Genomic DNA, 22,521 nt, shown 5'->3' on the forward strand with positions numbered 1-22,521 from the left:
AGCCGGCAGATCTTTCACAAGACAACCCCAACCAGGGCGTCAGTGGCTTTCCGAGCCAGACCCCGCCAGAACTCCATCCACACACATCATCATCACTGTGGCTTTCGCAACGCGCCAATGCGGGGGTGAGGTGCCCGCACGGCCGGCATTCAGAGGACTAAATGCGGGGTGGGGTGGGGTCAGCCGCGCAGGGTGCCCGGAAGGAGTTCGGCGTCCGGCGGGATCGTCGTCCCGTGGAACCACGCGTCGAAGAACGGCCGCAGGTCCTGCTCCGAAAGCTTGATCGTGAACGCCTCGAAATCCGCCCAGGTCGCGTTGGCGTTCCGGTGCGCCGCCGGCCATTCCTTCAGCAGCCGCGCGAAAGCGCCTTCGCCGATCTTCCGCCGCAGCGCGTGGACGGCCAGGATCCCTTTGTCGTAGACGCCGTGGAATTCCTGCCCCGCCCCCATGCCGACCAGCTTCGGCTTCCAGAAATCGGTACTGCCCCGCATGATCTCCAGTGCGGCGCGATAACGGTCGTCCAGGTTCTCGTTGTCCCGCGACTCCTGCCACAGCCATTGCGCGTACGACGCGAGACATTCGTTGAGGCAGATGTCCGACCACGAATTCAGCGTCACCGAATCGCCGAACCACTGGTGTGCGGTCTCATGCACCACGGTGATCAGGTCGGCCCATTTCGCGTAGGTCGGCCTGGTCTGGGTCTCCAGCGAGAAGTGGATGTCCTCGTCGAGATAGATACCGCCCGCGGCGTCCACCGGGTACGGCCCGAACTTCGAGCTCAGGAAGCCGATGATCTCCGGCAGCCGCCTGCCCGTGTCGCGCCGGTCCTCGGCGCCCGGCGCGTACGCGTTGACCACCGGCGTCCCGTCCGGGAGCGCCATCCGGTCGACGGTGAACTTGTCGATCGCCACCGTGGTCAGGTACGCCGCCACGGGGGTGCGTTCCTGCCAGGACGTCGTCGTCCAGCCGTTCGCCGCGGTCTTCTGGATCTCGCGCCCGTTCGAGATGACGGTCCAGCCGTCCGGCACGCGGGCGTTGAGGGTGAACATCGCCTTGTCGCGCGGGGTTTCGTTGACGGGATACCAGAACGACGCCGAATGCGGCTCGCCGACGATGAACGCGCCGCCGTCCTTCGACTTCTGCCAGCCGTTCTCGCTGCCACCCGCCTTGGGCGTCGCCGACGGGTCGCCGCCGTAGAGGACCTTCGTGCGGAAGGAGGTCCCGTTCCGGATCGGCTCGGCGGGTGTCACCACCAGTTCGAATTCGCCCTCGCGCGCGAACTTCGCCGGTTTCCCGTCCACTTCAACGGATTGGACCGTCAGGCCGCGTAAGTCCAAGTTGTACCGATTGAGGTCTTGGGTCGCTTTCGCGATCACCGTGGTGTCGCCGTCGAGCCGCCCTTTCGCGGGGTCGTAAGTGATCCCGACCTGGTATTCGGTCGCGTCGTAGCCGCCGTTTCCGTCCATCGGGTAGTACGGGTCGCCCGCGCCCGAAACACCCGGCGCCGGGTTCATCGGCGGAGGGGGCGTGGCCGGAGGAGGATCGGCGGTGCAGCCGATAATCAGGGCGCAGACGACCCCCAGGACCAGACCGGCGGCGGGGACACGGCTGCGCATGGAGGGGAGCTTAGTGGTGATTCAGCGCGACGGGTTGGTCACCTTCGGCGGTGACGGGCCGCCGATCGTCCTGCTGCACGGGCTGATGGGCAGGGCGACGACGTGGTGGCGGGTCGCGCGAAGGCTCGAACCGTACGGGCGTGTCCACGGCCTCGACGCGCGCGGGCACGGACGCGGGCCGCGCGGCGGGCCCTGGCGCACCGAACGGTTCACCGACGACGTCGCCGAGGTGCTGCGGACCTTCGACGAACCGGCGATCCTGATCGGACACTCGATGGGCGGCCTGCACGCGTGGGTCACCGCGGCCAGGCATCCCGAACTCGTCCGCGCCGTGGTCTGCGAGGACTTCGCGCCGGATCAGCGCGGCCGGACGGTGGACACCTGGCGCGGGTATTTCGAGTCGTGGCCGGTCCCGTTCCGGTCGCTGGCCCACGTGCGCGAGTTCTTCGGCGACACCGGCGACTACTTCATCGAATGCGTCGAGGAACGCGAAGACGGCTATCACCTGATCGCGTCGCTCACGGACCTGTACGAGATCGCGGCCGAGTGGGGACGGCGTGATTTCTGGGAGTTCGTCGAACGCGTCAAGTGTCCGCTGCTCGCGATCGAGGGCGAACGCACCGCGATGCCGCACGGCCAGCAGGCCGAACTGGCCGCCCGCGTGCCCGGCGGCCTCGGACGGCACATCGTCGTCCAAGGCGCCGGGCACGTGGTGCACGACGAAGCGCCGGAGACCTACCTCGGTGCCGTCGAAGCGTTTCTCTCCGACGTCATCGGTCAGCCCTTCGCGAGCTGAGCGTCGATCCAGGCGCGCAATCGCGCTTCGCCCGGGTAACCGATGTTCCGCGACGACGGCAGTTCGGCGGCGTTGCGGACGCCGACCAGCGTCGGGAGATAGCGGATGTTGTACCGGGTGGACAGGTCACGGCTCCGGTCGACGTCGACCTCGCCCAGCAGGAACCGCCCGCCGTATTCACCGGCGAGCCGCTCGATCACCGGTTTCATCTGGCGGCACGGCGGGCACCAGGTCGCGCCGAAGTCCATGATGACCAGCTTCTGCTTCGAGATGTCCATGACCTCGGCGTAGTTGGCCGAAGTCACCGTCATCACGTTCTCGGCCTTCGGTGCGGCCGAAGCCACGCCGCCGCCGAATCCGGTGACGAGTGCCAGCGCACCGGCCAGCACGCAGACGAATCGTTTGACCTTGGACAAGACGATCTCCTTTCAGGACGAAGACCAGGTCGGAAGATCGTTCGCGACCCAGTCTTCGATGCCTTCGCGGTACTTGCGGACGTTCGTGTATCCGAGCTCCAGCAGCCGCCGTCCGACGAATTCACTGTTGCGGCACGGCGTGTTCGCGCAATAGACGACGATCGCGGCGGCCTTGTCCGGAAGCACCACGGGTGCCAGCCGGTCGGTGAATTCGGCGGCCCGTTCGTACGGGAAACCCGGAATGTTGCGCGCTTCCGGCAGATGTTCCTTGTCGAAATAGGCGACCGGCATCGTGTCGACCACGACCACCGAACCGGACTCCATCCGGGAAAGCAGTTCCGTACGGGTGATCAGCGGCAGCATGGTGCCCCTTCTTTCGGCGACCGTGATTGACGATGCACATCGTCGGACGCCTCGCGGGACACGCTCTAGTGCCGCCTCGGCATGCCGAGGGGTTATCCAGCGGCCACCCTTCCGTGGCGGTGCAACCAGGAGCGGTACGACGCCGTCCGTTCGGCGAGCCGCCAATAGCCCGCCCTCGCCTCGGTGGCGAGTTCCGGGACCCCGTGCGCGCACGGACCGTCTTCCCGCCACGCCAGCACATGCCGCACACACATCGGCGCGCCCGCCAGCGGCCGGATGGCCAGCCCGTCCGCCGGTGGCCGGGTCGGCTGGACCAGCCCGACGCCGTACCCGCCGCTGACCAGGTCTTCCCGTGCGGTGTCGATGTCGACGTCGTGGGTGATCCGCGGATCGAAACCGTGCGCGAGACACATTTCGCGGAACACCACCCGGCAGCCGTCGCCGCCGCTCGACACGATCCAGTCCTCCCCGGCGAGTTCGGCGAGCTCGATCTCTTCCTCGCCGGCGAGCGGATGTTCCGCGGGGATGGCGACGAAAGACGGCTCCTCGACCAGCGTCAGCGTCCGCACTTCCGGCGGCACGGGGAGACCGCGACGGCCGCAGATCATGATCAGCGCCAGGTCGATGCCCCGGTTCGCGACCTGCGCGAGCAGCCGCGTGCGCGAAGTGTCGGCGCGCGTGCGGAACGGCTCGCCCGGACGCAGATCGCGCAGGCCGCCGAGCAGTGAACCCGTGATGGCGCTGTCGTTCCAGCCGATCCGGATCGATTCGCCCGTCTCGGGCTCCTGACGGTGGAAGTCGTGCTCCAGTTCGTCGAAGGTGAGCACGATCGCCCGTGCCCGCCGCAGGATCAGGGCGCCGAGTTCGGTGGGCCGCACCCCGTGCTGGTCGCGGTGGAACAGCGGGCCGCCGACCATCCGCTCGATCCGGCGCAACTGGTGGCTGAGCGCGGGTTGCCCGAGTCCCAGCCCGGCCGCGGCACGATTGAGACTGCCGGCGGCGGCGATCTCACAGATCACGCGAAGATGCCGAACCTGAATCTCCATGACTTCGTATACCGCGACCGGTTCGCGCCCGGCACCCCCGAAAGTAGAGACAGCCGATTTCTCATAACCCGGTGACAACATTCGCCGGCAATACCCGCGCAGGAGTGCCGTGGCTACGTTCGGTCGACGCCCCGCAGATCACGCGAATCAGGAGCCGTCTTGCCGCGACCACTGCCACTCACGGAGCAATGCGCCGATCCGCTGGCGCGGGCCGAGCACGTTTGTCTCGGCGTCAGCCCGTTCAACAGCCATTTCACGGTGGACCGTATCGCCGATCTCGCCCGCTGGGCCATGTCGGCCTTTCGGGGATTCCATTTCTTCGTCCCGGACGGCCCGTCCGCGTTCACCCTCGAAGCGCTCGGTTACGACCCGGTCCGCGCCGCGCAAAAGGCGCAACGGCAGGGCAATTACACGCGCAACAAGATCGTCCGCGCGCTGCAGCAGGTCTGCCCTGCGGATCCGCACACCTTGATACTGGACGCCTCGGCGCTGGAGGCCGACAGCGCGTACCTCGGCCTGCTTTCCGAGGCACACCAACGGTTCGCCACCGATCCGGAGTTCGCCGAGCAATGCCTCGGCGCCACGGGCTGGGTGCTGGGCCGGCGCCTGCCCGAAGGCGAACACCCCACCCGTGACCAGTTGCGCAGCGCCGTCCGGTACTTCCTCGCCGAGTTGCCGATGTTCGTCGGCACCGTCGCCGTGGCCGGCGTCGAAAGCTCAGTGTTCGCCTATCACCAGCGGGTCGGCTTCCTCGAACGGCTCTACCGAGGCGAACTCTCGTGGCGGCCCTTGCCAGGCCAAGGTTTCGTCGTCCTCGAACAAGCCGTTCCGGAACGGGTGGTGTGAGCGTGGAACACGACGACTTCTCCCTGCGCCGGGTACCCGCCGACCGCCGCTACTCCTGGGTTTCCGTCGCGCTGCAACGGTTCGGGCAGGTTTCCTCGTTCCATCAGTTCCTGCTCGGCGCGGTGCTGGGGTTCGGGATGACGTTCTGGGACGCGGTCCTCGCCATCACGATCGGCTCCGTACTGCTGGAGATCATCACCATCCTGATGGGGGTCGCCGGCACCCGGGAAGGTCTTTCGACGTCGGTGCTCGCGCGCTGGGCCGGGTTCGGCACCGGCGGATCGTCGCTGGTCGGGCTCCTGATGACGGTGAGCCTGGCCGGCTGGTTCGGGGTGCAGAACGACGTCTTCGCCCACGGTCTGCACGCGTTGATGGGCGGCCCGCCGGTGTGGGTGTGGGCGCTCGCGGGCGGCGCGCTGGTCACCGCGATCGTCGTGTTCGGCTTCCACGCGATGGCCTGGACGGCGTATCTGACGGTGCCCGCTTTCCTGGCGCTGGCGGGGTTTTCGATCATCGCGGCGCTCGGCGACCATTCGCTGCCCGCGTTGATGGCCGAGCCGCCGCCGGGGCCGTCGATGTCGCTGGCGCAGGGCACCACGCTGGTGGCGGGCGCCTTCATCATGGGCGCGATCATGACGCCGGACATGACCCGGTTCAACCGGACCGCGTCCGACGTGGTGAAGCAGACCCTGGTCAGCGTCACCCTCGGCCAGTACCTGATCGGCCTGATCGGGGTGCTGCTCGCGCACGCGGCGAAAAGCGCCGACGTGGTCGGGATCATCACCTCGTCGTCCGGGGTGCTCGGCACGCTGATCCTGGTCACCGCGATCCTGAAGATCAACGACTGGAACCTTTACTCGTCCTCGCTCGGGCTGGTGAACGCCGCGCAGGTGCTGCTGTCCCGGCGGCTGGACCGCACCACTGCGACCCTGCTGCTCGGCGGCCTCGGCACGGTGCTCTCCGCGATCGGCATCCTCGATCACTTCACCACCTTCCTGACGTGGGTCGGCGTGCTCACGCCGCCGGTGGCGGGGGTGGTGATCGCCGAGTACTACGTGGTCCGGCGCTGGAAACCGGAGCTGGACGCCACCCGCGCGTCGGGGGAACTGCCGTCCACCTGCCCGTCCTGGGTTCCCGCCGCGCTGATCTGCTGGGCGGCCGGGGCGGCGGTGGGGGTCTGGCTGCCATGGGGAATCCCCACGGTGAACTCCGTTTTCGCGGCTTTTCTGCTGTATGTTCTTCTCGGCAGACGGACCACGGTCGCGGCGGTTCCCGCGGCCACGACTTCTTCCGGCGGGTCGAAAACCCGTTCGTGACAAAGGAGTTCGACGTCGTACAGCTGGATGTCCACCACCTGCGGGTGATCCGGGCGATCGCGGACACGGGCAGCCTTTCCCGTGCCGCGATCGCGCTGGGCGTCACCCAGCCCGCGGTTTCCGCGCAACTCAAACGGCTGGAGAACATGCTGGGCTACCAGCTGTTCGACCGGTGCGAAGGCGGCGTGACACCGACCCCGATGGGGGAGCTGCTGTTGCGCCGCACCGCCGCTTTGCTGCCACAGCTGGACAAACTGCTCGAAGACATCGAGCAGCGCGTCTGCCCCAGCGGTCCGCCCGCCGTGGTCCGGGTGGCCGCGGTGGCCAGTGCGCTGGTGTCATGTCTTCCGTCGCTGGTGACCCGGTTGTGGCCGGAGGTCTCCGAGGTGCAGGTCGTGCACGACGACCATCCCGAGCGGCTGTTGCCGCTGCTGGCCCAGCGGCGCGCGGAATTGGCGCTCGTCAAGGACTATCCGGGCTACGAACTCGAAATCCCCGCGAACGTGGACACCGCGGTGGTGGTGACCGAGCCGACCTTCGTCCTGCTGCCGGCGTTCCATCCGCTGGCGCGGGAGAAGGTCGTCGACCTGCGCGACCTGCGGGACGAATCGTGGGTGATGGTGTCCGATTCATCGGCGGCCACGTTCACAAAGTACTTCGCCGACACCTGCGCGCGGCACGGTTTCACGCCGTCGTTCACCCATCAGGTGACTTCGCAGCAGGTGGCGCTGCTGGTGGTCAAAGCGGGCGCGATCGGACTGTCCCAGCCGATCTGCGATCCGGGTGACCACGGCGTCGTGACGCGGCCACTGCGCGGGGATGTGTTGCCGCGCAGGCATGTTCTCGCCTGGAACAAGGAGACTTTCGTGGCCGGGCGGCGGGAAGAGCTGCTCTCCGCCGTGGTTGACGCGTACTGGGCCGAGGCGCGGACGGCGCCCGTCTACGCGGAGTACCTGGCCAGGCCTCGTGAGCGGTGAGGCAAAGGTGGCGTGTTGTGCGCGGCCCACCGTCCACAAGGGACATCAAGGGGGTCACCGCGCTCTTCCGCCTGTCGAACGCGTTGCGAAAGTGGGTTTCGCGACACGGGCGCTGGCGGCGGGGTGGTCGGCGCGGGTGGGTGACCCGGGGTGAAGGCTCCCTTCACCGGATTAGACGCGGCGAAGGGAGCCTTCGCCCCACCGCCGACCCCGCCCGCGAGCACGACCCCTCAAGAGAACCACCGGCGATGTGTCGCGAAAGCCACTTTCGGGACATCAGACGTCGCGAAAGTGGCTTTCGCGACATGATCGCCAGGACGGGGTACCGGGCCAGGTCACGGCCGATGTCGCGAAAGCCACTTTCGCAACGTTGAAGGTTGCGAAAGTGGCTTTCGCAACCCACCGTCTTACCACTCACGACGTCGTTCAGCTCCCGGGAAAGAGCAGCGAGTCCGGCGGCCGCACCGTGCCGTCCAGCCAAGCGTGATTGAACTCGCCGAGATCGCGTTGCGTCATCGCGGAGACGTAGAGCTCGAAGTCGTGCCAGTTCTGGTTTCCCTGCGGATTGATCACCGGGAAGCCCGCCAGGATCTGGAAGAACGCGTCGTCGCCGACGAGACGGCGCAGCGCGTGCACCATCAGCACCGCTTTGGCCGTCGGCGCGAATTCGGTGCCCTTGCCCGGATCGGTGAGCTTCGGCGCCCAGAAAGCCGCGTCGTCGCGCACCTTCGCCACCATCTCGCGGTAGCGACGATCCGGATCGACGCCGTTCTTCTCGTCCCACAGCCACACCGCGTACCGCGCGATGGACTCGGGCATCAGCGCGTCGCGCCACATCTTGCCGCTCACCCCGGCTCCCCACCATTGGTACGCGCTCGCGTACACCAGATCGGCGATCGTGGCGGCGCGGCCGTACACCGGCCTGGTCTGGGCGCCGTGCGTGTAGCCGAGGGAGCGGTCGAGGAACAGCCCGCCCGCCGCCGACTGCGGGTAGTCGCCGAACTTCCCGGTGAGGAATTCCAGGACCTCCGGCAGCCGCCCGCCGATCTTCCGCTTGTCCACGGCGCACGGGTGGTAGGCGTTGATCGCGGTCCGCCCACCGGGAAGGGTGATCCTCTCGACCTCCCAGCGGCCGATGCCGAGCATCGCCGTGCTCGGCGCGAGCGCGGTCTCCTCCGACCAGGTGACGGTGTGCCGCCCGACGCCGGCGGGCACGTCGGAGACCTGAAAACCGTTGCCCAGCACGGAGAATTCGTCCAGCACGGTGACGGAGACGCGCAGGGTCGCCTTGTCGACTTCGGTGCCGTTGACCGGGAACCAGGTCATCGCCGAACGCGGCTGCCCGGTGGCGACGGCGGAATCGCCGTACGTGGCCAGCCAGCCGACCCGTCCCCGCGCCGTGGCGATCGGTTCCGGACGCCCGTCGTACCCGACCACCACGGTGAACCGCGCACCGTTGGCCAACGGGGTCCGCGGCGTGATCACCAGCTCGTGTTCACCCTCCCGGCGGAACGTCGCGGCCACACCGTCGACGGTGACCGAACGGACGGTGAGACCCCGCAGGTCGAGGTCGAACCGGTCCAGCTCCTGGGTCGCGGTCGCGGTGATGGTCGCCTTGCCGCTCAAGAACATCGAGTACGGCGCGTAGTCCAACGCGAGTGAGTACTGGTCGACGTCGTAGCCGCCGTTGCCGTCCTTCGGGTAGTAAGGATCGGGTCCGAGGACGGTGCCGTCGGGTGAAACGTGCACGTACCCGTCGCTGCCGGGGGCCGGCTTGGCCACCGCCGAAGCCGGGCAGGCGCCGAGCATCGTGGTGGCGAGCAACGCGGTGCACAGTGGCTCCTGCCACCGGATCCGCACGGTCATGAACGAGCCTTCTCTCTGACGGGGAGGGTGCCCGGTCATCGTGCGTACGTCCGCGCGGCGCGCGGCACTGCCAGCCGGTCATGCCGCCGGGTTATCCCGGCCGATAACCGCGCGGCATACCCGCCAGGGACTATCCGCGTCACCCAGCGGAAGAGATCGTCGAGGCATGCTGCCCCTCCCGGCGCTGCTCGCGCTGACGACCACGGTGTTCCTCGGCTGCCTCACCGAAGTGCTCCCCGCCGGACTGCTGCTGGGCATGTCCGAGGACCTGGGCGTCTCGCCGTCGGCCACCGGGCAGCTGGTGACGGTCTACGCGATCACGACCGCGCTCACCGCCATCCCGCTCACGGGAGCGACCCTCCGGGTGCTGCGCAAACGCTTGCTCCTGGCGCTGATCTTCGGCTTCCTGGCGACGAATCTGGTGATCGCCGTGTCCTCGTCGTATCCGCTGATCCTGGCGACACGGGTGGTTTCCGGTGCGCTGACCGGGGTGATGTGGTCGCTCGTCGCGGGTTACGCGATGCGGCTCGCCCCGCCGGGACTCACCGGACGCGCGCTGGCCGTCGCGATGTCGGGCACGCCGATCGGCTTCGCGCTGGGCGTGCCCGCGGGTACCGCACTCGGCGAATTCGCCGACTGGCGCTGGGCCTTCGCCGCGATGGCGCTGATCTCCGTGCCGCTGCTGGCCTGGGTTTCCGCCGTGGTCCCCGCCGTGCCCCCGGAAGCGTCGCGGCCCACCCGGCCGCTGGCCGCGTCACGGCTGCCGGGGATGCGTCCCGTACTGGCGACGGTGGGGCTGTTCTCGTTAGGGCACAACGTGGCCTACACCTACATCGGTCCGGTGCTCGCCGGGCTCGACGTGGCACCGATGCTGGGCGCGGTGCTGCTGGTGTTCGGCTGCGCCACGGTGGGCGGGCTGGTCGTGGCCGGCTCCGCGCTCGACAGCCGTCCGCGCGCGGTGCTCGTGTCGTGCTCCGCCGTGACCGCCGCCGCCATCGTCCTGCTGGGGGTCAGCGACGGCGTCCACGGGCTCGTGCTGGCCGCCGCGGCCTTGTGGGGCCTGGGATTCGGCGGCGCGCCGACCGCGTTCCAGGCCGTCACCGCCTTGCTCGCGGGCCCCACGGCCGACGCCGCCCAGTCGCTCACGATCGCGGCCTGGAACGGCGCCGTCGCCGGGGGAGCCCTCGTCGGCGGGCTGCTGCTGCCGCTGGGAACGTCGTCGCTCCCGTGGTGCGCGGCCGTGGTGATCCTCGCGCCGCTGCTGTTCAGCCGGCGAGTCGTGCCTTCAGCGCCCGCGGATCGGTGCCGGAGCCGACGATGAGCGGCCAGACGTCGGAGCCGAGGAACCCGGTCTCGTCGGTCGCCGCCGTCGCACCGCAGGTATCGCGCTCCAGCCCGTTGCGGGCCGCCACCGCGGCGACCGCATCCTTTGTGGACTGTCCGAACAGGCCGTCGACCGGGACGGCGAAACCGCGTGCCCGCAGGAGTTCCTGTGCCGCCCGCACACGAGGTCCGGAGTCGCCGGGTTTGAGCAGCGGCCACTCCGGCGGGTCCACCTTGGGCGACGCGGTGCCCAGCAGCTTGCCGACCTCCGTGCGCAGCTCGGGAAGCCGGTTGTACAGCACGGTTCCCGGGCATTCGGTCGAGTTGAAGTCCCGGTGTCCCTTGATGAACTCCGGCGAGATCCCGTACTGCGACGCGATGTACGCGACCAGCTTCACCAGCGAGTCCCAGAGCGCGGGCGTGACGTCCTCCTTGCTGTAGAGGCCCTCGTTCTCGATGCCGATGCAGGTGCTGTTGTTGTTGCCCACGTTCGCGCCCAGCACGTGCCGGGTCCCGCCGCGCAGGATCTCCAGGCTGCGGTGCCGCCCTTCGGTGATGTGCCCGCCGCGGCTGTTCGTGAACTGCTGGCCGGTGTCGATCCAGCCACGGGTGTCCATGTGGAAATTCTGGATCGAACGCGACGCCCAGAAGGCGTGTTCGAGCGTGTAGTCGGTGACGTTCCCCGGATCGACCGTGTGGTGCACGACGATGTACGTCGGTTTGTGGTTCTGCACCTCGATCGCCCCGGCCGGCGGGCGGGCGTTCCAGGCCGTCGTGTCGTGAATCTTGGGTTCTGCCACCCCAGACGCCGCATCGGCGGCGGAAATCGTCGCTGTCCCCAGTAGCCCGACGGCGCTTACCGTCAGGCCGCCCTTGAGCGCGGTACGTCGGTCGAAGTCGGCCACGGGCGTAACTCCCATCATGCGCGTTGGCCGGAAAACTAACCCGCCATCGCGCCGATGACAACCATTGACCAACTTTTGTCGTAATGCGTTAGTGTTCGCCAGGGAGTGCGAACAGACCGTCCTGGGTCTGTTCGAGGAGGCCGTCGACGAGCAGGGAGTCGAGGCAACGGTCACGCTGCCCGGATTCGTCCCACACGAGATCGAGCCTCGCCTTCTCGACCGGGCCTTCGCTGCCGCGCAGGACGTCGAGCAGCAACCCGCGCACCTGGCGATCGGTACCGGCGAACTTCTGGACCTGTTTCGCGGGCCCGGCGTAGGCGGGTTTGCCCGCGTGCTGCCAAGCGCAGTCTTCGTAGATCGGGCAGTCCGCGCAGCGCGGCGAGCGCGCCGTGCAGACGAGCGCGCCGAGTTCCATCAGCGCCGCCGAGAGTTTCGCGGCGGGCGCGTCCTCCGGCGGGAGCAGCGCCTCGACGTCGGCCATGTCGCGGGTGTTCGACGGCGGCCCGGCGTCACCCGCGCCGTGCACCGCCCTGGCGACCACGCGCCGGACGTTCGTGTCCACCACCGGCGCGCGTTTGCCGTAGGCGAAGGCCGCGACCGCGCGGGCGGTGTACGCGCCGATACCCGGCAACGCGAGCAGAGTGTCCACATCGGACGGAACGACGTCGCCGTGTTCGGCGGCGATGACGGCCGCCGCGGCGTGCAGCCGCAGCGCGCGCCGCGGGTAGCCGAGTTTGCCCCAGGCACGCACGACCTCGCCCTGCGACGACGCCGCCAGCGCCGACGGCACCGGCCAGCGCGCCATCCATTCGAGCCAGATCGGCTGGACGCGCGCGACCGGGGTCTGCTGCAGCATGATCTCGCTGACGAGCACGCCCCAGGCGGAGCATTCCGGCTCACGCCAGGGCAGGTCGCGCCCCACTTCGTCGAACCAGTCGGTCAGCACATCCGCGTCGACGCCCACTGGGCCAGCTTAAAACCCTTACTCGACCTCGGTCAGGCGGCCTAGTTTTACGTCGTAGACGAAACCGCGCACGTTGTCGGTATGCGCCAGGAAGTCGCTGCGCCGCACGCGCTGCACCGACCGGCGCACGCTGTCCTCCACCACCCGGAACGCCTCGACCGACCACGTCGGGCGCAGCCCGCTGGCGGCTTCGAGTTCGTCCTTGAAGTCGTCCTCGGTGACCATGGACAGGCCGCAGTCGGTGTGCTGCACGATCAGCACCTCACGCGTGCCGAGCTTCCGCTGGCTGAGCGCGAGCGAGCGGATCATGTCGTCGGTGACGACGCCGCCCGCGTTGCGCAGGATGTGGGCTTCACCCTGGATCAGGCCGAAGATCTCGAACACCCGGATACGGGCGTCCATGCAGGTCAGGATCGTCACGTGGAGCGATGGCCTCGGAGACGAGCGGTCACCAGGAGTGACATCACCCAGCTCCTGGTTTCGCTTGAGCAGTACGTCGATTGAGGTCACGTGTTCATTGGAACCGACGCGCCGGGCGAGGGCAACGCGGGCGGACGCAGATCACGGCCCGAACCAGCGTTCTTCGGCCGTCCGCGGCGGCGCGGACGTACGCCCGACCCGGAGTTCCGTCTGGAGCGTGATCACCTTCGGCCCCACCCGGTCGGCGGAGCTGAGCAGGAGCTTGCCCGCCGCCTTGCCCTTTTCGAGCACCGGCTGGTGGACCGTGGTGAGCCCGGAACGCTCGGCCTCGGTGATGCCGTCGAACCCGGTGACCGTCAGATCCTGCGGCACGCGCAGCCCACGGCGCTCCGCCTCGGCCAGCGCGCCGAGAGCGAGAATGTCCGAAGTGCAGATCACGGCCGTGACCTGCGGATACGCGTCCAGCAGCTGGCGTGCGGCCGACGCGCCGTCGTCCACGGTGTGGTCGAAACGCTCGACCACCGGCACGGTCGCCCAGTCGACCCCGGCCGCCGAGAACGCGGCGGCCAGCGCCTCCAGCCGGATCCGCTGGACGTGGAAGTGGGCGGCGCTCTGCCGCTGGATGGAGACGAAATCGTCGTTGCGCTCGCGGGCCAGCCGCATGCACAGCACGCCGATCTGCCGGTGTCCCAGCGAGATGAGGTGTTCGGCCATGGCGGTGACCGCGGCCGCGTCGTCCGGGCCGACCCGGTCGACGCCGTCCACGCGTGGCTGGTCGACGATCACCGTCGGCACCGGGCGCTCCAGCACGGCGCCCAGATGCGGGTCGTCGTCGGGCACCGAGTAGACGACGAAGCCGTCGACGCCGGCGCGGTGCACGGCCGCGACATCTTCCCGGCCCGGGCTCGCCGGGACCAGGTGCAGGCCGACGCCCGCGTCTTCGCAGGCCAGCGCGAGCCCTTCGAGCACGCCGACGGCGGCGGGGTCGCGGAAGGCGTAGGAGAGGTTTTCGGTGAGCAAAAGACCGACAGCGCCGGCTTTGCGCGTCCGCAGTGAACGGGCCACCGGGTCCGGGCCCGGGTAGCCGAGGCGGCGCGCGGTCTCGAGGACACGGCGGCGCAGCTCAGGGGACAGCTGGTCGGGTCGGTTGTAGGCGTTGGAGACGGTGGTCCTCGACACACCGAGCTCTGCGGCCAACGACGCCAGTGTCGCCTGCCTCCTGGTGCGGATAGGACGGCCCATCCGCAAACCGTAACGGTTCAGAACGTTTTGCAGAAGCATCACCCGACGTGTGGCAGGTCTCGATTCAGAGTGACCCTGGGTACAGCTCATGCCTGGACGGGGAACATGGTCATCCGGATGGGGTACAGTTGAATCTGACAACGGTTTCCATTACCCGGCATTGGGGACACCTGGCCTGGGCATCCGCAGGAGTGCAGTAAATGAATTCCCGCCGTACTAAGAGTGTTTTCGCGGCCGTGTCGGCCCTGGCCGTCCTCGCGCTCGGCGCGACGGCTTGCGCGTCGAGCGACAAGGCGTCGACGGGCTCCGGTTCGCCGAACGCGTCCGCCGCGAACCCGGGTGGCGAGAAGATCAAGGTCGTCGCTTCGACCGACGTCTGGGGCAGCGTCGTGACCGCCGTCGGCGGCGACAAGGTCGAGGTCACCTCGATCATCCACGACCCCTCGGCCGACCCGCACTCCTACGAGACCACCGCGAGCGACGCCATCGCCGCGAAGAACGCGAAGCTGACGCTGTCCAACGGCGGCGGCTACGACGAGTTCTTCTCGAAGCTCGCCGACCAGGCCACCGGCGCGCAGAAGCTGGTCGCCGTCGACATCGCCGCGACCGGCAACGAGAACGAGCACGTCTGGTACAGCCTCCCCGGCGTCGAGAAGATCGCCGACCAGGTCGCCGCGAAGCTCGGCGAGATCCAGCCCGCCTCGAAGGACGCCTTCACCGCCAACGCGACCGCGTTCAAGGGCAAGACCCAGGAACTGCTGAAGAAGGTCTCGGGCCTGGGCGCCTCGAACGCCAAGGTCGTCGCGACCGAGCCCGTCGCGCACTACCTGCTCGACAGCGCGAAGGTCACCGACGCGACTCCGCCTGCCTTCGCCGAGGCCGTGGAAGCGGAGCAGGACGTGCCCGCCGCCGCGCTCAACGAGGTCAAGCAGCTGATCTCCGGCAAGCAGGTCAAGGCCCTGATCAACAACGCGCAGACCACCACCCCGGTCACCCAGCAGGTCGTCGGCGACGCCAAGAACGCCGGCATCGCGGTCGTCGACGTCACCGAAACGCTCCCGCAGGGTGTGACCGACTACATTGCATGGATGACCAAGGAAGTGGACGCGCTGGCCGGAGCACTGAAGTAGTGACCTCCGTACCCGCCGAAGCCCGCCCCGCGGTCCGTGTCCGTGGGGCGAGCCTCGCGTTCGGCACCAGGACCCTCTGGTCCGGGCTCGACCTCGACGTCGAACCCGGCGAGTTCCTCGCGATCCTCGGGCCCAACGGTTCCGGGAAGAGCAGCCTGCTCAAGGTGCTGCTCGGCCAGCAGGGGCTGCCCGAGGGCACGGTCGAGATCGCGGGGCGGCGCCCCGGCGGGACCAACCGGCGGATCGGCTACATCCCGCAGCAGCGCGCCCTCGACGAGGGCCTCACGATGCGCGGGGTGGACCTGGTCGGCCTCGGCCTGGACGGGCACCGGTGGGGCACCGGGCTCTTCGGGATCTCGAAGCGGCGTCAGCTGGTGGCGAAGGCGATCGAGTCCGTCGGCGCCCAGGCGTACGCGAAGCAGCCGGTCGGGCGGCTTTCCGGCGGCGAGCAGCAGCGGCTCCGCGTCGCGCAGTCGCTGGTCGGCGACCCCGAAGTCCTGCTTTGCGACGAGCCGCTGCTCTCCCTCGACCTCGCGCACCAGCGCGCGGTCAGCGAGCTGATCGACGAGCGTCGGCGTTCGGCGGACACCGCCGTCCTGTTCGTCACCCACGAGATCAACCCGATCCTGTCCTATGTGGACAGGGTGCTCTATCTGGTGAACGGCCAGTTCCGGGTCGGCAAGCCGGACGAGGTGATGAACTCGGAGACGCTGTCCGAGCTGTACGGGACGCGGATCGAGGTGCTCAAGGTCGGCGGGCAGATCCACGTCGCCGGGGCGCAGAGCGCGTTGTGCGAGGACGAACCCCACCACATCGACGAACAGGTTTCGTAGCGGAAGTGGTAGACGAAGTGAGGTCATTCGTGCGGCCTGGACCACACGCAGAACCCGCCCTGGCCGGAGGCCCCGCGATCGGGGCGGCAGGGCGTCTTGGTGAATCAACGCGCTCGATGACGCGAACTCGCGCCCTGGCGACGCGATCGCGGTCGCGGGTTCTCGGATAAACGCCGTGGACAAGATGTTCGACTTCGCCCTGACCGGCGAACTCCTCGGCCTCGACTTCGTGCGGACGGCGCTGCTCGCGGCCGCCGTCCTCGGCCTGGTGGCCGGCGTGCTCGGCCCGCTGGTGGTCATGCGGCGGATGTCGTTCGCCGTGCACGGCACCGCCGAACTCGCGTTCACCGGCGCCGCGGGCGCGCTGCTGCTGGGCGTCGGCGTCGAACTCGGCGGCCTCGCGGGCGCGGTCATCGCCGCCCTGCTGATCGGGATCCTCGGCGGCCGCGAGTCCGAACGCGACTCCGTTATCGGCGTGATCCTCGCCTTCGGCCTCGGCATGGGCGTCCTGCTGCTGTCGTTCTACGAAGGCCGCAGCGCCAACAAGTTCGGCATCCTCGTCGGGCAGATCATCACCATCGACTCGACCAATCTGAACCTGCTCGTCGGCGCGTCGGTCGTCGTACTGGTGGTGCTCGCGGTGATCTACCGGCCGCTGCTGTTCGCCACGGTCGACCCGGCGGTCGCGACGGCGCGCGGCGTGCCGGTGCGGCTGCTGTCGCTGATCTTCGCGGTGCTGGTCGGGATTTCGAGCGCGCTCGGCGTGCAGATCGTCGGCGCGCTGCTGGTGGTCTCGCTGATGGTGACCCCGGCCGCGGCGGCCGCGCGGGTCACGGCGAGCCCGTGGAAGGCGACCGTGCTGTCGATCGTGTTCGCGGAGATCGCCGCGCTCGGCGGGATCATCCTCTCGCTCGCGCCGGGGAAGCCGGTGAGCGCGTTCGTCACGACGATCTCGTTCGTGATCTACCTGGTCTGCCGTCTCGTCGCGTGGCTGCGCGGGCGTACGTCGCGGGTCCGCGTCGAGCCGACGGCGACCGCGCAGCCCGCCCTGCGCTAGCGGATCGGGTTCTCGGCGAGCGCCTTCTTCAGCGGTTCGAGGAAATTCGGGTCGATGAAGGCGAGCTGACCGCCGGCCACACTGCGCTCCACGGCCTCGACGACCACGACGTTCGCGTTCACGAACGCGTCGACGGCCTCGGCCTGCGACGTCTTCTGCGTGAAGTGCGCCAGCATCGTCAGGTTCGTGAACGCGCCCGAGAGATACCGCGAAGACGCCTTCGTGAACGAGTCGCCGTAGATCAGGACCTTGTCGTCCACGGTCCCGATCAAAGGGCTCGCCGTGCGGTAGATGGGCCGGTCGATGTCGCCGTTCGGCTCGCCCGCGCGTTCGGCGACGCCGTCCGGGCGGAGGCTGTACAGCGTGTTCGTCTTCGTGCCCTGCTTGTTGATCAGCGGCGGCAGATCGGCGACAGTGTCGTACTGGCCGACGGGAACGCTCACCCAGGTCTGCGTGACCCCCGGCTTGATCGCGTTCGCGATGGCGCGCGTCATGACCAGTGCGCCCTCATCGGCCCAGTGGGTGTCGTTCGGCGGGTAGATCGGATGCTGCACGCGGCCCTCGGACGCGCGGAGTTCGGGCCGCAGGTCGATCGCGCGCGCGTCCTTGAGCATCCGGTGCCAGGTGGACGCCTCGGCCGATCGCGAACAGTCCTTGCCGGGGTAGGTGTCCGGCAGGAACTGCGGCACCATCGTCGACTTGTCCGGCGCGATGACGAGCTCGAACCTGCGCCCGGACTGCTCGACCGCGCGCCGCAGCTCGTTGATCTTGGCGATGGTCTCGGGCAGCGGACGGGACGGATCGCATTTCGCGTCGGCGTCGTAGCCGTAGTACAGCCAGCCGTCGTGGCCCTGCACGACACGGCGGTAACCGGACGCGGCGTTCGGCGTCGGCCCCTGGGTGGGCGCGGTCTTGGACGGCGCCGGTGCCGGCGGCGCGGGGATCGGGCCCGCCTGCTGCCGCGGTGGCTGCTGGTCGAGCGGGGCGCTCTCGCCGAAGACGCCGCGGCTGATCGCGTCGGCGGCGGCGATCGCGCCCGGCCGGAACGACAGCTGGTCGATCGCCCAGGTCGGCATGTCGGTGAAGAAACCCCAGCCCCGGTCCAGCCCGGGGAAGCTCGCGAGCTTGTGGTTCTCGATCTCGCCCGGCCGGACGCCGAACACCCACAGCAGCGCGGGGGTGGTGAAGAACAGAAGCGCGCTGATCAGCGCGGTCAGCTGCCTGCCGCCGTGGCGGGGACGGTGCAACGCGTGCTCGCGCGGAAGCCACGCCTCGTGGACGGCTGGCAGCTGCTGGGGTTCGGACGCCACCCCTCCACCGTAATCACCCCGTGTCTCCCGCATGTGAGAACGCCTCACTTCCGCGCCCCGGATCGCGTTTAGCCCGCTAAACGCAGGTGCGCGGCCCCGGGCACCCAAAACGCGTTTAGCCCGCTAAACGCGATTCGCCCCGCTCCCCGGCGGCCCCACGCCCCCTCCCGCGCCTCCCGCCCCGGATCGCATTTCGCGGGCTAAACGCGATCCGGCTGGCTGGAGAACCCGGATCGCGTTTAGCCCGCTAAACGCAGGTCAGTGCAGCATCAGCAGGACCTGCAGCTCACCGACCAGGAAGCCGATGAGCCCACCCACCGCGATCAGCTTCCACTCGTCCTGCCGGAACGCGGGCCTCAGCAACCCTTCGAACTCCAGCGGCGTCAGCCCCAGCATCCGCCGTTCGACGATCTTCGCGACGTCCATCGCCTCGGTCAGGTAGCCCTCGGCGTACCGGATCGTCGGCGGCAGCCGCTCCAGCGCCTTCCGCGCGGCCGCCTGCTTGATCTCCTGCAGCCGTTGCCCGCCGACGGCCATCACGACCATCGGTTTCGCGACACTCGCCTGCTCGTCCACGGCGTGCGCCACCAGCCGTTCGACCAGCGCGTACAGCCGATCCGACCGCGGCCCGCGCAGGACGGCGTCGAGCAGGTTCGGCACGGTGAGGATCTCGTTCGCGATCATCTCGCCGTACTGACGCGCGACCTCGGCCCGCCGCCGCTGGAACTTGCCCTGCAGGATCACCCGCCCGACCCGCACCGGCTCGCGCGGCACGAAGATCAGCTTGATCGCCAGCCAGTCGGTGAACAACCCGATGCAGCCACCGAAGATCGGCAGCACCCACGGCTCCTTCGTCAGCGCCCAGACGAACGCCTGCACGATGCCCAGCCCGAAGCCGAAGTAGATCCCGGTGCGCGCGATGAACGCCATCTCCGGCCGCGACGTCTCGCGGATCAGCCGGACGAGCAGCTTCTTGTCCCTGGTGAGCCGCTGCACGGTCATGTGCTGGAAGTCGAGCACCTCGTCGAGGTTCTCGGTCATCTCCTCCATGAACTCGCGCACCAGCCGTGGCGTCGACGCCTGGACCTGCTTGATCAGCAGTTCCTGCGCCATCGTCGGCATGACCTCCCAGAGCCTGGGATGGTGCTTTTCGAGCACTTCGCGCGCGACCTCGTCCACGGCCCGCAGCAACGGCTGCTCGATCTCGCGCGTGATGATCGCCGGATCGATCCGGCGGAAGACCTCCTTGACGTCCAGCAGATTCGACGTCAGCAACTCGGTCGCGACGGCGGCCATCCGCCCGCCGTGTTTGGGCACCACGCCCTGCCAGCCGAGGAAGGGTTTGATCCCGACGAACTCGAGCGGTTTGAACATCATCTCGATGGCGACGCGTTTGGTGACGTAGCCGATCAGCGCGGCGACGAACGGGATCGCGGCGTACAGCCACCAGTGCCGGGCGAGGTCGTCCAGGACGGCGTCCACACGACCTCCTCGCTTCGCTCAGGGAAGGGGAAACCGTATCGGTTGGCCTTCAGTGAAGCAGTAGAAGCACCTGAAGTTCACCGACAAGGCCGCCGATCACCGCGCCGACGGCGATCAGTTTCCACTCGTCCTGCCGGAACGCCGGGCGCAGCAGCTGCTCGAATTCGAGCGGGTTCAGCCGCCGCATTCTGTCCACAATGGTGTTCCGGACGTCGAGCGCGTTGACCGCGTAGCTCTCGGCGTGGCGGATCGTCTCCGGGATCCGCGCCGCCGCCTTCGCGGCCGCCGTCTGCTTCATCTCCTGGAACCGCCTGCTCCCGACGGCCATCGCGACGAACGGCTTCACGACACTCGCCTGCGCGTCGATCGTCCGCTGCACCTCACGGGTGATCATCGCGAACAGCTTGTCCGATTTCGGGCCGCTCAGCACGGCTTCGAGCAGGTTCGGGATGGTGATGATCTCGCGCGCGATCATGTCGCCGTAGTCGGCGGAGACCTGGTCCTTGCGCTTCTGGAACACGCCTTGCCAGGTGTAGAAGCCGAAGAACCGTTTCGGCTCGCGCGGCAGGAAGATCATCTTCAGCGCGATCCAGTCGGTGAACCAGCCGATGCCGATACCGAACAGCGGCAGCACGATCGGCGACTTCGTCAGTGCCCACACCAGCAGCTGCACACAGCCGAGGGAGAACCCGAACACGATCCCCGACCGCGCGATGAACCGCATCTCCGGCCGCGAGATGTCGCGGATCAACCGGTTCAGCAAGGCCTTGTCACGCACCAGGTTCGTCACGACCATGTGCTTGAGGTCGAGGACGTCCTCGATGTTCTCCGAGATCTCGCCCATGATCTTCGTGATCGCGCGCGGCGCCTCGGCCTGCACGCGTTTGAGCAGTAGTTGCTGGGCGGTGTTCGGCAGTACTTCCCACAGTCTGGGCTGGTACTGCTCCATCACCTCGCGGGTGACGTCCTCGACGATCCGCAGCAGCGGTTGCTCGATCTCCTTCGCCACCTGGGCCGGGTCGAGCCTGGCGAAGATCTCCTTCGGGTCGACGAGGTTGTTCGTCAGCATCTCGGTGGCGGTGGCCGCCATCCGCTCCGCGTTCGCCGGCAGCACTCCCTGCCAGCCGAGGAACGGTTTGACACCGACGAATTCCACCGGTTTGAACATCATCTCGATGGCGACGCGTTTGGTGACGTAGCCGATCAGCGCGGCGACGAACGGCATGGTGACGTACACCGGCCAGTGCTCGCCGAGATCGGCGATGACGGCGTCCACTTCCGAGCCCCTCCCGCGTCTTGCTTGAAGGGCAACCTAGCCGCCGGTCCTCAATGGAGGAGTAACAGGACCTGAAGTTCACCCACGAGCCCGCCGATCACCGCGCCGACCGCGATCAGCTTCCATTCGTCCTGCTGGAAGGCGGGACGGAGGATCCCCTCGAACTCGAGCGGGGTCAGCTGCTGCATCTTCGTGACGATGGTGTTGCGGACGTCGAGCGCGTCAGTGGCGTAGCTCTCCACGTGTTTCACCGTTTCGGGGAGATACGCGATCGCCTTTTCCGCCGCGGCCTTCTTCATCTCCTGGTACTGGACCCCGCCGACGGTCAGCGCCACCAACGGTTTCGCGATGCTCGCCTGCGCGTCGATGGTCCGCTGCACCTCGCGGGTGATCATCGCGAACAGCTTGTCCGATTTGGGCCCGGTGAGCACGGCCTCCATCACGTTCCGCACGGTGAGGACCTCGTCGGCGATCAGCGCGCCGTAGTCCTTGGCCACCGCCTGGCGGCGTTTCTGGAACATGCCCTGCCAGCTGAAGAACAGGAACCGGCGCGGCTCACGCGGGTAGAAGATCATCTTCAGTGCCAGCCAGTCGGTGACGAACCCGGTGACGAAACCGAAGATCGGCATGATCAGCGGCTGTTTCGTCAACGCCCACGCGACGAACTGGATCAGGCCGATGACGAAGCCGAACCAGATGCCGGACCGGGCGATGAAGCGGAGCTCCGGGGTCGCGACCTCCTTGATCAGGCGGCAGGTCAGCGATTTGTCGCGGACCATCGAGTTGATCAGCATCTCGTTGACGTCGAGGACCTCGTCGATGTTCGTCGACACCTCGCGCATCAGCCGCGCTACGACCTTCGGCGCCTGCGAGCGGACCTGATCGACCAGCATGCGCTGCGCCCGTGTCGGCAGCAGCTCCCACAGTCTGGGCTGGTACTGCTCCATCACCTCGCGGGTGACGTCCTCGACGGCCTTGAGGAGCGGCTCTTCGAGTTCCTTGACCATTTCCTCGGGATCGAGCCGGGAGAAGATCTCCTGCGGATCGACGAGGTTCTTGGTCAGCAGGTCGACGGCGGTGGTCGCCATCCGGCGGGAGTTGGCCGGGATGACCCCCTGCCAGCCGAGGAACGGTTTGATCCCGACGAACTCCAGCGGCCGGAACATCATCTCGATGGCGACGCGTTTCGTGATGTACCCGATGAGCGCGGCGATGAAGGGCATCGTGGCGTAGACGTGCCAATGCTCGCGGATGTCTTCGAGGATCGCCGAGATGTCCAACCGGGCCTCCGCTGCTTACGACCTGTCAACAATGCAGGATGCCATGTGATCGGTCCA

Annotated in this window: 21 protein-coding genes; 8 read left to right on the forward strand and 13 right to left on the reverse strand. The window is 68.2% G+C overall.

Going from position 1 to position 22,521, the window contains the following annotated elements; genetic code table 11:
* Positions 1–179: 179 nt before the first annotated feature.
* Positions 180–1,616 carry a M1 family metallopeptidase gene (locus ACSMFO_RS07560; RefSeq protein WP_436457662.1) on the reverse strand — a complete coding sequence of 479 codons (1,437 nt, stop codon included), beginning with the start codon at positions 1,614–1,616 and terminating at the stop codon, positions 180–182.
* On the opposite strand from ACSMFO_RS07560, the gene ACSMFO_RS07565 reads away from it, so the two are divergent.
* On the forward strand, positions 1,615–2,412 hold the full coding sequence (locus ACSMFO_RS07565) for an alpha/beta fold hydrolase (protein WP_350582879.1): 798 nt from the start codon (positions 1,615–1,617) through the stop codon (positions 2,410–2,412). The two genes, ACSMFO_RS07560 and ACSMFO_RS07565, sit on opposite strands and share 2 nt — an antisense overlap.
* Here the strand turns inward: ACSMFO_RS07565 and ACSMFO_RS07570 are convergent.
* From ACSMFO_RS07570 to ACSMFO_RS07580, 3 genes are all read right to left on the reverse strand, one after another.
* Entirely contained in the window at positions 2,394–2,828 is a 435-nt protein-coding gene (locus tag ACSMFO_RS07570) for a thioredoxin family protein (protein ID WP_038520812.1), read from the reverse strand. The genes ACSMFO_RS07565 and ACSMFO_RS07570 overlap by 19 nt on opposite strands.
* Before the next feature lie 12 nt (positions 2,829–2,840).
* Complete coding sequence (locus ACSMFO_RS07575) at positions 2,841–3,191, reverse strand: rhodanese-like domain-containing protein (RefSeq protein WP_037335273.1); 351 nt, start codon at positions 3,189–3,191, stop codon at positions 2,841–2,843.
* 92 nt (positions 3,192–3,283) lie between these two features.
* Positions 3,284–4,237, reverse strand: coding sequence for a LysR family transcriptional regulator (locus ACSMFO_RS07580; RefSeq protein ID WP_038520809.1), 954 nt, complete (start codon positions 4,235–4,237; stop codon positions 3,284–3,286).
* A gap of 159 nt (positions 4,238–4,396) precedes the next feature.
* On the opposite strand from ACSMFO_RS07580, the gene ACSMFO_RS07585 reads away from it, so the two are divergent.
* From ACSMFO_RS07585 to ACSMFO_RS07595, 3 genes are read left to right on the forward strand one after another with little or no spacing between them, the layout of a single operon-like run.
* Positions 4,397–5,083 (forward strand): tRNA-dependent cyclodipeptide synthase, encoded by a 687-nt coding sequence (locus tag ACSMFO_RS07585; RefSeq protein WP_436457664.1) that lies wholly within the window; start codon positions 4,397–4,399, stop codon positions 5,081–5,083.
* 2 nt (positions 5,084–5,085) lie between these two features.
* Complete coding sequence (locus ACSMFO_RS07590) at positions 5,086–6,399, forward strand: purine-cytosine permease family protein (protein WP_436457665.1); 1,314 nt, start codon at positions 5,086–5,088, stop codon at positions 6,397–6,399.
* On the forward strand, positions 6,396–7,376 hold the full coding sequence (locus ACSMFO_RS07595; protein WP_436457667.1) for a LysR substrate-binding domain-containing protein: 981 nt from the start codon (positions 6,396–6,398) through the stop codon (positions 7,374–7,376). The genes ACSMFO_RS07590 and ACSMFO_RS07595 overlap by 4 nt, the downstream gene beginning before the upstream one ends.
* 426 nt (positions 7,377–7,802) lie before the next feature.
* Here the strand turns inward: ACSMFO_RS07595 and ACSMFO_RS07600 are convergent, their stop codons facing one another.
* Positions 7,803–9,242: a M1 family metallopeptidase gene (locus tag ACSMFO_RS07600; RefSeq protein ID WP_436457669.1), complete on the reverse strand. Its 1,440-nt coding sequence runs from the start codon at positions 9,240–9,242 to the stop codon at positions 7,803–7,805.
* A 166-nt stretch (positions 9,243–9,408) separates the two neighbouring features.
* Here ACSMFO_RS07600 and ACSMFO_RS07605 point away from each other — a divergent pair, with 166 nt between their 5' ends.
* Positions 9,409–10,563 carry an MFS transporter gene (locus ACSMFO_RS07605; RefSeq protein WP_436457671.1) on the forward strand — a complete coding sequence of 385 codons (1,155 nt, stop codon included), beginning with the start codon at positions 9,409–9,411 and terminating at the stop codon, positions 10,561–10,563.
* Here ACSMFO_RS07605 and ACSMFO_RS07610 read toward each other — a convergent pair.
* From ACSMFO_RS07610 to ACSMFO_RS07625, 4 genes are all read right to left on the reverse strand, one after another.
* Positions 10,508–11,470: a peptidoglycan recognition protein family protein gene (locus tag ACSMFO_RS07610; RefSeq protein ID WP_436457672.1), complete on the reverse strand. Its 963-nt coding sequence runs from the start codon at positions 11,468–11,470 to the stop codon at positions 10,508–10,510. The two genes, ACSMFO_RS07605 and ACSMFO_RS07610, sit on opposite strands and share 56 nt — an antisense overlap.
* 88 nt (positions 11,471–11,558) lie before the next feature.
* A complete protein-coding gene (locus ACSMFO_RS07615) occupies positions 11,559–12,434 on the reverse strand; it encodes an A/G-specific adenine glycosylase (RefSeq protein ID WP_436457674.1) in 876 nt (291 codons plus the stop codon).
* 18 nt (positions 12,435–12,452) lie between these two features.
* Positions 12,453–12,944: a beta-class carbonic anhydrase gene (locus tag ACSMFO_RS07620; RefSeq protein ID WP_037335294.1), complete on the reverse strand. Its 492-nt coding sequence runs from the start codon at positions 12,942–12,944 to the stop codon at positions 12,453–12,455.
* A gap of 51 nt (positions 12,945–12,995) precedes the next feature.
* Positions 12,996–14,096, reverse strand: a complete 1,101-nt coding sequence (locus tag ACSMFO_RS07625) for a LacI family DNA-binding transcriptional regulator (protein WP_005165317.1) — start codon at positions 14,094–14,096, stop codon at positions 12,996–12,998.
* A gap of 200 nt (positions 14,097–14,296) precedes the next feature.
* Between ACSMFO_RS07625 and ACSMFO_RS07630 the strand changes: the two genes are divergently transcribed.
* From ACSMFO_RS07630 to ACSMFO_RS07640, 3 genes are all read left to right on the forward strand, one after another.
* Positions 14,297–15,226 carry a metal ABC transporter solute-binding protein, Zn/Mn family gene (locus ACSMFO_RS07630; protein WP_073845555.1) on the forward strand — a complete coding sequence of 310 codons (930 nt, stop codon included), beginning with the start codon at positions 14,297–14,299 and terminating at the stop codon, positions 15,224–15,226.
* Positions 15,226–16,059, forward strand: a complete 834-nt coding sequence (locus ACSMFO_RS07635) for a metal ABC transporter ATP-binding protein (RefSeq protein WP_037335299.1) — start codon at positions 15,226–15,228, stop codon at positions 16,057–16,059. Before ACSMFO_RS07630 ends, ACSMFO_RS07635 begins: the two co-directional genes overlap by 1 nt.
* Positions 16,060–16,234: 175 nt before the next feature.
* A complete protein-coding gene (locus tag ACSMFO_RS07640; RefSeq protein ID WP_073845553.1) occupies positions 16,235–17,116 on the forward strand; it encodes a metal ABC transporter permease in 882 nt (293 codons plus the stop codon).
* On the opposite strand, the gene ACSMFO_RS07645 is transcribed toward ACSMFO_RS07640, so the two are convergent.
* The 4 genes from ACSMFO_RS07645 to ACSMFO_RS07660 all read right to left on the reverse strand — a co-directional run bounded on the left by ACSMFO_RS07645 (position 17,113) and on the right by ACSMFO_RS07660 (position 22,464).
* Positions 17,113–18,426: an alginate O-acetyltransferase AlgX-related protein gene (locus ACSMFO_RS07645; RefSeq protein WP_436457677.1), complete on the reverse strand. Its 1,314-nt coding sequence runs from the start codon at positions 18,424–18,426 to the stop codon at positions 17,113–17,115. The genes ACSMFO_RS07640 and ACSMFO_RS07645 overlap by 4 nt on opposite strands.
* A gap of 258 nt (positions 18,427–18,684) precedes the next feature.
* Positions 18,685–19,908 carry a DUF445 domain-containing protein gene (locus tag ACSMFO_RS07650; protein WP_436457678.1) on the reverse strand — a complete coding sequence of 408 codons (1,224 nt, stop codon included), beginning with the start codon at positions 19,906–19,908 and terminating at the stop codon, positions 18,685–18,687.
* 49 nt (positions 19,909–19,957) lie between these two features.
* Positions 19,958–21,184, reverse strand: coding sequence for a DUF445 domain-containing protein (locus ACSMFO_RS07655; protein ID WP_038520776.1), 1,227 nt, complete (start codon positions 21,182–21,184; stop codon positions 19,958–19,960).
* Positions 21,185–21,234: 50 nt separating this feature from the next.
* Positions 21,235–22,464 carry a DUF445 domain-containing protein gene (locus ACSMFO_RS07660; protein ID WP_436457680.1) on the reverse strand — a complete coding sequence of 410 codons (1,230 nt, stop codon included), beginning with the start codon at positions 22,462–22,464 and terminating at the stop codon, positions 21,235–21,237.
* Positions 22,465–22,521: the final 57 nt, after the last annotated feature.

This window comes from Amycolatopsis sp. w19, assembly GCF_051373225.1.
Classification (GTDB): domain Bacteria; phylum Actinomycetota; class Actinomycetes; order Mycobacteriales; family Pseudonocardiaceae; genus Amycolatopsis; species Amycolatopsis japonica.

Coding starts and splice junctions, on each gene's coding strand:
- ACSMFO_RS07580 (WP_038520809.1), bottom strand. CDS start 4,237: ATGGAGATTCAGGTTCGGCATCTTCGCGTGATCTGTGAGATCGCCGCC.
- ACSMFO_RS07605 (WP_436457671.1), top strand. CDS start 9,409: ATGCTGCCCCTCCCGGCGCTGCTCGCGCTGACGACCACGGTGTTCCTC.
- ACSMFO_RS07625 (WP_005165317.1), bottom strand. CDS start 14,096: ATGGGCCGTCCTATCCGCACCAGGAGGCAGGCGACACTGGCGTCGTTG.
- ACSMFO_RS07600 (WP_436457669.1), bottom strand. CDS start 9,242: ATGACCGTGCGGATCCGGTGGCAGGAGCCACTGTGCACCGCGTTGCTC.
- ACSMFO_RS07565 (WP_350582879.1), top strand. CDS start 1,615: ATGGAGGGGAGCTTAGTGGTGATTCAGCGCGACGGGTTGGTCACCTTC.
- ACSMFO_RS07560 (WP_436457662.1), bottom strand. CDS start 1,616: ATGCGCAGCCGTGTCCCCGCCGCCGGTCTGGTCCTGGGGGTCGTCTGC.
- ACSMFO_RS07630 (WP_073845555.1), top strand. CDS start 14,297: ATGAATTCCCGCCGTACTAAGAGTGTTTTCGCGGCCGTGTCGGCCCTG.
- ACSMFO_RS07575 (WP_037335273.1), bottom strand. CDS start 3,191: ATGCTGCCGCTGATCACCCGTACGGAACTGCTTTCCCGGATGGAGTCC.